Origin of the sequence: Actinomycetospora sp. (assembly GCF_036497245.1) — a bacterium.
Classification (GTDB): domain Bacteria; phylum Actinomycetota; class Actinomycetes; order Mycobacteriales; family Pseudonocardiaceae; genus Actinomycetospora.
In genome coordinates this window covers 1-8865 of record NZ_DASXJS010000031.1, presented here as the reverse complement: position 1 = coordinate 8865, position 8865 = coordinate 1, and the positions used below count along the sequence as shown (strand labels likewise).

The following is an 8865-nucleotide window of genomic DNA, read 5'->3' as shown; positions in this document are numbered from 1 at the left end:
GGCGTCAGCGCGCCCCCGCTCCGACGAGGACCGGGAGCCTCTCGGAGGGCGCCGGGGGCGCCGGTCCGGGGCGGGTGCGGGCGTCGAAGGCGCACAGGAGGGCTCGGTGCGCGGGTCGCTCCACGTACCGCGTCATGGCCGCGCCGAGCAGGACCGCCTGCGCGAGCATGGCGAGGGTCTGGACCGTCGGGCCCGCGCCGAACCACTCCTGCAGGCGCAGCATGAGCACATACCCCAGCGTCTGGTGAACCAGGTAGACGCCGTAGGAGATCTCGGCGAACCGGGCGGCCGGGCGTGACACCGCGCGAGGCGGCTCGAGGCCGACCGCGCGGAGCCGCGAGGCGAGCCGCAGCGCGATGACGCCGAGCCCGATGCCGACCACCGACCACCCGTCGGTGACCAGTCCCTCGGTGGGCGACCACCAGCCGTTCTGGACCGTGTGCGCGCCGACGCAGACTGCGAGCAGCGCGACACCGTGAGCACGGCGCAGTCGTCGGGTGCCGAGCATCCAGACCGCGACGCCGGCGACGAACAGGTGCCAGCGGTAGAACCCGAGCCCATCGACGACCGAGTCGTACAGCCCGCCCGCGGTCTGGGCCAGCGGCCACTGCGCCAGCGGGACGAGCACCGCGACCCAGAGCAGCACCCGCAGCCCACGCCCGCACCCGAGCCGACTGCGGCGCAGCCACGGCGCGAGGGCGAACGCTCCGAGCTGCAGCGGCAGGGTCCAGTACGAGCCGTCGACGTAGTCCCAGTGGTGGTAGCCGTTCCAGTTCCACAGCATCGCGAGGTTGGCCAGCAGGTCGGGGACACCGACGCGGTACATGCCGGCCGGGGCGAGCCAGTCGAGGGCGAGGGTCGCGGCGAGGGTGCCGACCACGAATCCGGGGAGCAGTCGGGCGGCCCGGGAGTACCACCACCGGGTGCTCGCGCGGGCGGGGTCCGCGAGCGAGCCCGCCGCGAGGTACGCGGAGATCACGAGCAGCAGGCTCGCCCCGATCTGGTGACCGAACACGAGGTGCCGGGCGAGGAGCTGCGGGTAGATCTGCGGCCCGATGTCGGTGCTGTGGTAGAGGATCACCATCACCAGGGAGGCGACCCGCAACAGGTCCGTCCACGGGTTGCGGCGTGCGGTCACGGCGCGCCCACCCGGCTGCCAGCCCAGTGCTGCAGGACCGAGGTCGCTGCCTGGGAGCCGAGCGAGCCCTCGATCGCGTCGAAGGCGTGGTCGGCGAAGGGCACGGTGACCAGGGTCGTGTCGACCCCGGCCCCCCGGGCCGCCGCCACGAAGCGCTGCAGGCCCGGGAGCGGGACCAGGCTGTCGCGTCCGGCGGCGAGCACCAGCGTCGGCGGGGCCTGCGGCGTCAGCGCGGCAGCACCCGAGATCGCCCGGTAGCGCTCGGGAACCTCCGCCGGGCTGCCACCGGTGTAGGTCGCGGCGAGCCAACGGGCGTCGAACTGCGGAACCGGGGAGCGGGCGCCGTGCTGATAGCCGTCGACGAGGTCGACCGCCGGGTACTCCACCGCCACCGCATGCGGCACGGGGACCGCCGACCCGCACGACGAGGCCTGCGTGCCCGAGGCGGCGTGATAGGCCACCGACACCGCGAGCTGCCCGCCGGCGGAGTCGCCCCCGAGCACCATCCGGCCCGGGTCGCCGCCGAGCGAGGCCGCGTCGGTCGCGATCCGGCCCAGCGCGCACGCCACCTGGGGCCCGGCACGGTCCCAGGTCGGCCGGCCGGGGGCGTCCAGGCCGTACTCGACGCTGACCACCAGCCAGCCGCGGTCCGCCCAGCGGGTCAGCGCTGCGGCCTGGCCGAGGTCGGATCCCGTGACCCAGCCCCCGCCGTGCACCCACACCAGCACGGGCGCCCGCCCGGCCGTCCCGGCGAGGGCGGCCGGGCCGGAGCCGTCGGAGGAGGTGGTTCCCGGGAAGGGCCGCCAGACCGACAGGTGCAGCGGGGCCCCCTCGGGGGTCGTCGTGAACACCGGGCGCAGATCGGGTCCGCGCCGTGCACGATGGGGCAGGCCGACCGCGCGCACCGGGTCGATCGAGCCGCCCGCGTGCACGGTGGTACTCACCACCGACGCGACCGGGAACCCGATCGCGACCAGCGCCGCCGCGTTGAACAGCGCCACCGCACCGGCGGCGACCGACCACGCCGTACCCCCGCGCCGGGCCCGGAGCCAGAGGAGCGACGCCACCGCGACGGCGAGCGCGGCGACCGCGCAGAGCACGGGGCTGTACGCAGGCACGAGGAGCGCCGAGGGCGGCAGGAGCCCGGTGAGGGTGCGCCCGGGCCGCCAGGCGTCGTCGGCCACGACCAGCACGAGACCGGCCATCCCGGTCAGGACCACGAGCGCGAGGCCGTCCCCGACCGCGTCGCCCGGGGAACGTGGCCTCCCGGGGCGACCGGACGTGGTCGTCGGGCCCCTCAGCACGGTGCCGTGGACACCGGCGCCGGAACCGGCCCGCGGCGGACGCCGTGGCGGAGCACCACCCGGCGCACGGCGGCGTTGCCCAACCGCCAGGCCGCGATCCCGACGACGAGTCCGAGCGCGACGAGCACGACCGGTGGAACACCGACGTCGAGCAGGGTCAGCAGGGCGAAGTGGGTGAGGTAGATGCCCAGCGACGCGCCGGCGATCGCGGTGAGCGGGGCGACGAGCACCCGCGGGACGCGGATGCGCTCGACGAAGAGCAGGACACCCAGACCGACCAGCACGATCGCCGCGCGCTCGTACCCGGTACCGAAGAACGACGGCACCAGGACCAGCGCGGCGGCGACGGTGACCGTGCGCTGCAGGGGCGTGACGGCGCGGTGCAGCATCCAGCCGAGCACGAACAGCCAGATCACGAGGTGGGTGCTGTAGAGGTCGGAGGTCACGATCCGGTCGTAGCTGGGGACCAGCCGCAGCGTGAGCGAAGCGGCGAGCACGATCGCCGGCAGCCCGAAGCGGTGCCGCCGTTCGAAGCGGCGCACGGCGGGCACGGTGAACAGGAGGGCCATCGCCACGAGTATCTGGACCAGGGAGTCGACGAACCAATAGCCCTGCACCAGCGGATGGAACACCGACCCCAGCAGCAGGGCGTCGGCGTAGTGGACCGAGCCCGTCATGGTGGCCCGCAGCAGGATCCACAGCGAGCTGGGCACGGCGATCAGGGCCGCCGAACGCAGGATGCGACGCGGCAACCGTGCCGACACTCCCGGTGTGGCGTCCTGATCGTCGCCGCGCGTGAGCAGGAAGCGCGAGAACGTCCAGCCCGCGATGGCGAGAAGCAGGTGCGCACCGCCCAGCAGGCTCCAGAGATGATCGTGCTCGCCGACGACGAGCACGATCGCCAGCGCCCGCAGCACGATCACCGATTCCAGTCGTGACCAGCGCGACGGGGCCCGGGTGGGCGTGGCCCGGGAGGCGAGGTCGCCCAGCGGGATGGTGTCCCACCCCTGTGGCAGTTCGCCCAGCGCCCGCTCGAGGTCGGCCGAGACGCCGACGTAGGTCAAGGAGTCCCCGCCGAGGTCGACGAACGACGCCCGGTCGTCGAGTTCCTGGCCGGGGAAGGTCCGGGCGAAGATCTCGTGGACCCGGTTGTGCGACGTGTGGGTCGGGGCCGTGCCGGTCGGAGCCGTGCCGGTCGGGGCCAGGGTGGCGACGGCGGGGTGGTCGAGCTTGCCGTTGGGGCGCCGCGGGAGATCGTCGACGACGACCACGGCCACCGCACCGGCCGGCAGGTGCAGCCGGGCGGCCAGGAGCTCGCGGGCCCGCGCCGCCAGGTCGTGCTCCGCCGTCGCCTCCGCCAGCGGTCCGTCGGCGGCGCGGGGACGCTCGACGGCGATGACGAGCCGGGTGTCGTCCCCGGTCACCGCCGCGGTGAGCCCCTTCCCCGCGACCAACGTCTCCAGTGCGTCGAGGTCCACCCGCACGCCGAACGGCTTGACGAACCGGGAACGACGGCCGGTCACCTGGAACAGCCCGTCCGGGCGGCGTCGGCCGAGGTCGCCCGTGCGCAGCTCGGTGACGGTTCGCCCGAGCGCGAGGTCGGCGGGGGTGTGCGCGTAGCCGAGCATCACGTTCGGTCCGCGGTAGACGATCTCGCCGACGCCGTCGTCGTCCGGGTCGTCGATGCGCAGCTCCCCGCCGGGGATCGCCACCCCGATCGCGTCGGGCGCCGTTGCCGCGACCTCGGGAGGCAGGTAGGCCATCCGGGCGGTGGCCTCGGTCTGGCCGTACATCACGACGAAGCGCCACCCACGCTCCTGGCCGATCCGCGCCCAGTGGCGCACCCGGTCCGGGACGAGACGCCCGCCGGCCTGGGTGACGTAGCGCAGGTGCGGGAGGTCCATCTCGGCGAAGCCGGTCCGCTCGAGCAGGGCGAAGCTGTGCGGGACGCCGTGCAGGCTGGTCGCGCGGTGGGCGCGGACCCGGTCCCAGAAGGCGGGCTCGGTGACCGAGGCGTCGGTGAGCACCAGCGCCGCGCCGGCCAGCAGGTTCGAGTGCACCACCGACAGGCCGTAGCAGTAGTGCAGCGGCAGCGTCGTCACCGCGCGGTCGGTCGGGCGGATGTCGAGGTAGTCGGCGATGGCCGCGGCGTTGGCGTCCAGCGAGGCCCCCGCCAGCCGGACCAGCCGGGGCGATCCGGTCGACCCGGACGTCGCCAACAGCAGCGCGAGGTCATCGTGCAGCTCGTGGCGACGTCCCCCCGGGTTCGTCGTGATGTCGCCGTCCGGCCCGACGACGATGTCGGGATGCCACGCGCCGCGCAGCGCGTCGATCGTCCCGGGGTCGCCCGCCGGGGCGAGGAGGACGACGTGGCCACAGCGCAGGGCGGCGAGGTAGGCGATCAACGACGGGACGGTGGACGACGCGGCGAGCAGGACGAGCCTGCGGTCGCCGCCGCCGAGGGCGACCGCGGCGTCGTCGACGCGGTCGGCCAGCTCGGCGTAGGTGAGGCGCTCGCCGTCGCCGATGAGGGCGGTCCGGGCGCCGTGGTGGCGCAGCCCCGTCACGAACGCCGGGGCGGGGCGGGGCGGGGCTGCGGTCGTCATCGCGTCGTCGCCTCGCTCTCGACCGCGTCGGCTCCGACGGCGTCGGCGTCGAGCGCCTGCGGGCGGTCGACCTTCGAGACCGCGAAGTAGGTGATGACCCCGATGATGATCACGGTCAGGACGATGGCGGTGCGGTCCATGCCCAGCGCGAGGCCGCCGCGCCCGGGAGGGCCGCCGAACCAGTCCGCGAATGAGGCACCGAACGGGCGGGTCAGGATGTAGGACATCCAGAACGCGGCGATGGCGTTGAGCCCGAACCAGCGGTAGGCGATCGCCGGGATCAGGAACAGGACCCCGAAGATGATGCCCGAGGGCAGGTAGCCCAGGTGGAGCGTGGAGGCCGTCCAGTCGCCGGCCGCCGTACCGAGCGCGAAGGTCAGCAGGACAGCGACCCAGTAGAAGATCTCTCGCCGCCGGGTGGTGATCGAGTGGATCGACAGCGTCCCCTCGACGCGGTGCCAGAGCGCGAAGGTCGCGAGCACCAGCACCAGCAGCACCACCGTCGACACCGTGTACGGCACGCCGAAGTCGTTGTGGACCAGGTCGGCGACCGTCGTGCCGAACACGCTGACCATGACGATCGCGAACCAGTACGACCAGGCGTGATACCGGCGCGCCGCGAACTGGATGACCATCGACGCGACGAACAGGACTCCGGTGATCGCCACCGCGATGTACTGGTCGAACGCGATGTCCAGGGCATCCCAGGTGGTCTCGCCCATCCCGGTGGTGAGCAGCTTCGCCACCCAGAACATCAGGGTGATCTCCGGGACCTTGCTCATGAGGGTGGAGACGCGCGTCCGTGAGGGCGTGGTTCCGGTCGAGGGCATCGGGGGCCTTCCTCGGGTCTCATCCATGGCCCCGCCGGTCGACCGGGCCCAGGAGAACCTTGATCGCCGCGGGTGAAGCCCCGTCGTAGCCCGGGTCGGAACTCGGTAAGAACGCCCCGGGTCCCCACGGCCGGCTCACCCGCCGGAGTCTTACCGCGTTCCGACCCGGATCTCGTCCGACCGTTACCGCACGCCGCGAGGGTCGAGTGATCGGTTCGACGCCCCGCGGGACAGATCCGCCGGGTGACCGGGTCGGACCCTGAGCGAACGGACCCACCCTCGTGACCCACCGCCCCACCGGCGTCTTCCCGTCGCAGTCGTCGTCGGGACCCAGGGGGCGGCGACCTCACCGGTCGCGCCTGCCGCTGACACGGCCGCTTCCCCGGCGCCGCGGGTCGACGCGGCGGGACGAGCCGGCGCCCCTCCGGGCGGGACGCTCGACCGGTCGGACCGCGGTCGCGGGCACCGCGGTCGATGAGCCTGACGCGCTACGCCCGGGGTGTCCTCACCCTGCTGTGGGCAGGGGCGGGCGCCGCCACTGCGCTCGCGCTCCTCGGCGCGCCACAGGTCGCCCCCGAGGCGTCCCTGCTCGCCCACGTCGCGGGCCTCCTGGCGGGCTACCTCACCGCGGTGATGCTCCTGCTGATGTCCCGGACACCGGTGCTCGAACGCAGGGTCGGCTCCGACGTGCTCGCCCGCTGGCACGCGCGAGGTGGCCGGGTGTTCATCGTGCTCGTGCTGGTGCACGCCGCGGCGGCCGTCGCGTCGTGGTCGGCCGCGCGCGGCGAGGGCCCGCTCATGTCCCTGATCGGCGTCCTCGGTCTTCCCGGTCTGCTCGCCGCGACAGCGGGCACCGGGCTCTTCTGCGCCGTGGCGGGACTCTCGGTGCGGGCGGCCCGGCGGCGGGTCTCCTACGAGGCCTGGCACGGAATTCACCTGCTCGTCTACATCGCGGTTGCGCTGTCGTTCCTCCACGAGCTCGCGGGGCCGAACCTCGCCGGGTTCCCGGTGGTGCAGGTGCTGTGGACCCTGATGCACGCCTGGGTGCTCGCCCTGGTCCTGCGGCACCGGGTGGTGGCTCCGCTGGAGTTCGCCTGGCGCCACCGGCTGCGTGTCGAGGCGGTCAGAGGTGAGGCCGACGGCGTGGTCAGCCTGATCCTGCGCGGGCGTCACCTCGAGGAGCTCGACGCCGAGGCGGGCCAGTTCTTCCGGTGGCGCTTCCTCACCCCGGCGACCTGGTGGAGGGCACACCCCTTCTCGCTGTCGGCGCCCCCGCACCGGGAGTTCCTGCGGATCACGGTCAAGGCACTGGGAAGTGGGAGCCGGCTGGTGCAGTCGGTCCGCCCGGGCACGCTGGTGATCCCCGAGGGCCCGTCGGGGGCGATGACCGCGGACCGGAGCACGCAACCCTCGGTGCTGCTCATCGCGGGTGGGGTGGGGATCACACCGATGCGCGCGCTGTTCGAGTCCCTCGAGCGCGGGCCGGGGCAGCTGACGCTGCTCTATCGCGCGTCGCGACCGACCGACGTGGTGTTCCGCGCCGAGCTGGAGCGGATCGCCACCCACCGCGGCGCCCGCATCGTCTGGATGATCGGTCCCTCCTCGGACCCGGCACTCGCGATCACCGGATGGAACCTGCGCCGCCTCGTGCCGGGCCTCGCGGAGTGCGACGTCTACCTGTGCGCGTCACCGGGGCTCGCGCAGGCGCTGCGCTCCGCGCTGCATCACGCGGGTGTCCCCCACCGTCGCATTCACGAGGAGGTGTTCAGTTTCTGACCGAGCAGGCCCATCGAGGACGAATCGGATTCATGAGCCACACATGATCCGCTCGCGACGATGATCGCCATGAATCTCCCCCCGGCGGGAATGCGCTTCGCCGCGGCCAAGGTCCCGGAGATCACGGTGTGGTTCTGGGTGGCCAAACTGCTCACGACGGGCATGGGCGAGACCACCTGGGACTGGGCGGCGGTCGCGCTGGGCCCCGTCCCGGCAATTCTCCTCAGCGCTCTCGGATTCGTCGTGGCGATGGCGCTGCAGCTCCGGGAACGTGCCTACCGCGCGTGGGTCTACTGGTTCGCGGTCCTGATGGTCAGCGTCTTCGGCACGACGTGCGCCGACGCCGTCCACGTCGTGCTCGGAGTGCCCTACGCGGTGTCGACGGTGGTGTTCCTGCTCGCCGTCGTGGCGGCATTCGGCGTCTGGTACCGCGCCGAGGGAACCCTGTCGATGCACAGCATCGACACCCGCCGCCGGGAGCTCTTCTACTGGTCGGCAGTCATCCTGACCTTCGCGCTCGGCACGGCCCTGGGAGATCTCACCGCCACCACTCTCGGAATCGGGTATGCGGGCTCGATCGTGATCTTCGGGATGCTGTTCGTGCTGCCGTTCGTGGCGGGCTGGTGGACGGCGGCGAACGCCGTGGCCACGTTCTGGATCGCGTATGTGATGACGCGCCCCTTCGGCGCGTCGGTGGCCGACTGGGTCGGCGTGCCCGCCTCCCGTGGCGGCGCCGGGATCGGGACCGGCGTGGTCTCCCTGGTGGCGCTGGTGGCCATCGTCGCCGTCGTGGTGGGGCTCGAGATCGGGGGAGGACGGCCCGTCACCTCGGTCTCGTCGTCCTGAGCATTTCTCACCCACTCCTCTCGGGAACCGTGCCGCCTTATAGCACACCGAACATTGATATTTCGTGAGAGAACTCTGAAAATCGTGGATTGCAGAGTTTCCGGGCCTTTCTCCACCTATCTCTTGTCCCGGCGTACGGCGTCCTGTTCACTCTCGACGTCGATAAGGTGAGGCTCACTTCATTGAGGTGAGCCTGTGCTGATCCGGGAGGGACGTCGGTGCTGGCCACATTCGTCATCGGGCTGCGGGAGGGCCTGGAAGCGGCTCTGATCGTCGGGATCGTGGCCGGGTTCCTGAAACGGCAGGGTCCGCCCGGCGCGCTGCGCTCGATGTGGTTCGGGGTCGGCGGTGCGGTCGCGATCTGC

General features: G+C 72.8%; 7 protein-coding genes. 3 read left to right on the top strand and 4 right to left on the bottom strand.

Translation table 11 applies throughout. The features are described from left to right. Window positions 1-4: 4 nt before the first annotated feature. From VGI02_RS04105 to VGI02_RS04090, 4 genes are all read right to left on the bottom strand, one after another. Window positions 5-1138: an acyltransferase family protein gene (locus tag VGI02_RS04105; RefSeq protein WP_331625987.1), complete on the bottom strand. Its 1134-nt coding sequence runs from the start codon at window positions 1136-1138 to the stop codon at window positions 5-7. Next, window positions 1135-2358 carry an alpha/beta hydrolase gene (locus VGI02_RS04100; protein ID WP_331625986.1) on the bottom strand — a complete coding sequence of 408 codons (1224 nt, stop codon included), beginning with the start codon at window positions 2356-2358 and terminating at the stop codon, window positions 1135-1137. Before VGI02_RS04100 ends, VGI02_RS04105 begins: the two co-directional genes overlap by 4 nt. Before the next feature lie 77 nt (window positions 2359-2435). Continuing rightward, the gene (locus VGI02_RS04095) at window positions 2436-5048 is read right to left on the bottom strand and encodes an AMP-binding protein (RefSeq protein WP_331625985.1); all 2613 of its coding nucleotides are present in this window, start codon (window positions 5046-5048) and stop codon (window positions 2436-2438) included. After that, complete coding sequence (locus VGI02_RS04090) at window positions 5045-5878, bottom strand: COG4705 family protein (RefSeq protein ID WP_331625984.1); 834 nt, start codon at window positions 5876-5878, stop codon at window positions 5045-5047. The genes VGI02_RS04095 and VGI02_RS04090 overlap by 4 nt, the downstream gene beginning before the upstream one ends. 474 nt (window positions 5879-6352) lie before the next feature. Here VGI02_RS04090 and VGI02_RS04085 point away from each other — a divergent pair, with 474 nt between their 5' ends. The 3 genes from VGI02_RS04085 to VGI02_RS04075 form a co-directional block, all read left to right on the top strand. Then, entirely contained in the window at window positions 6353-7654 is a 1302-nt protein-coding gene (locus tag VGI02_RS04085; RefSeq protein ID WP_331625983.1) for a ferredoxin reductase family protein, read from the top strand. Between the two features lie 69 nt (window positions 7655-7723). Then, window positions 7724-8500, top strand: a complete 777-nt coding sequence (locus tag VGI02_RS04080) for a COG4705 family protein (protein WP_331625982.1) — start codon at window positions 7724-7726, stop codon at window positions 8498-8500. A gap of 218 nt (window positions 8501-8718) precedes the next feature. After that, window positions 8719-8865 (top strand): FTR1 family protein (locus VGI02_RS04075; protein WP_331625988.1); only part of this gene is annotated, 147 nt, incomplete at its 3' end.

Excerpts from the sequence above, each read along its gene's own strand:
- VGI02_RS04080 (WP_331625982.1), top strand. The coding sequence starts at position 7,724 with ATGAATCTCCCCCCGGCGGGAATGCGCTTCGCCGCGGCCAAGGTCCCG.
- VGI02_RS04095 (WP_331625985.1), bottom strand. The coding sequence starts at position 5,048 with ATGACGACCGCAGCCCCGCCCCGCCCCGCCCCGGCGTTCGTGACGGGG.
- VGI02_RS04090 (WP_331625984.1), bottom strand. The coding sequence starts at position 5,878 with ATGCCCTCGACCGGAACCACGCCCTCACGGACGCGCGTCTCCACCCTC.
- VGI02_RS04085 (WP_331625983.1), top strand. The coding sequence starts at position 6,353 with ATGAGCCTGACGCGCTACGCCCGGGGTGTCCTCACCCTGCTGTGGGCA.